Genomic DNA, 755 nt, shown 5'->3' with positions numbered 1-755 from the left:
ACAAACACGTTGGCAACAATATGAAAAACCACTATTAACGAATATGGATAGTCCGAATTTCACCTTTATATTTTTATTTATAATTCTTATAATAGTAAGCGGAATTATATTTTTAAGCTATTGGATTCCCAAAAAAATGGGATACAAAAAAGCAGGGAAAATAATATCTGGAATTTTAATAATCGGAACAATTATCCTATCAGTTTCTATTTACATAGATGACTATTTGTTTTTTAAAACTGATGCTATAGAACTTCTTTCTGAACAGAATATCGAACTGAAAGATGACTTTGAAATTATAGAAAATAAGAGTGTTGGAACTGTTGACTATTATCACCGTTTTGAATTATCAATTTCGGAATCTGACAAAAAGAGACTTGTAAGAGAAATTAAAACATCAAAGTTTTATCAAGATAGTATTAAAAGTTATTTTCACTTACCGAGTACGCAAGATAGATACATTGGAAATTCAGTAACATTAAATTATCAAACTCATACGGAATATAAATCGGAATTTTATGAGCCGAATGGAAAAGGATATGTTCCAACTTTCAGAATAATTAGCATTCCGAAATTAGAAAATACGATAATCTTTGAGGAAATTGTAGATTGACAAAATACTGTTGCCAACACCGTGTATAATTAATTGCTGTATTAGGCTCTACTTGCGAAAATTCCTGCGGAATTTTCACGGGTTCGTAAAAGTTTGCTAATTTAGTTGCTTAAACACGCAACTAACCATACACAAACACGTT

Annotated in this window: 1 protein-coding gene; it reads left to right on the top strand. The window is 29.8% G+C overall.

Going from position 1 to position 755, the window contains the following annotated elements; translation table 11 throughout:
- Nucleotides 1–613: hypothetical protein (locus Q0891_RS17200; RefSeq protein WP_299103575.1), on the top strand; the 613-nt coding region annotated here is incomplete at its 5' end.
- Between the last annotated feature and the right edge of the window lie 142 nt (nt 614–755).

The sequence above is a fragment of the uncultured Winogradskyella sp. genome, assembly GCF_947498005.1.
Taxonomy (GTDB): domain Bacteria; phylum Bacteroidota; class Bacteroidia; order Flavobacteriales; family Flavobacteriaceae; genus Winogradskyella.
Note: the sequence above shows the minus strand (reverse complement) of the source record. Positions and strands in the feature narration are given on the sequence as shown.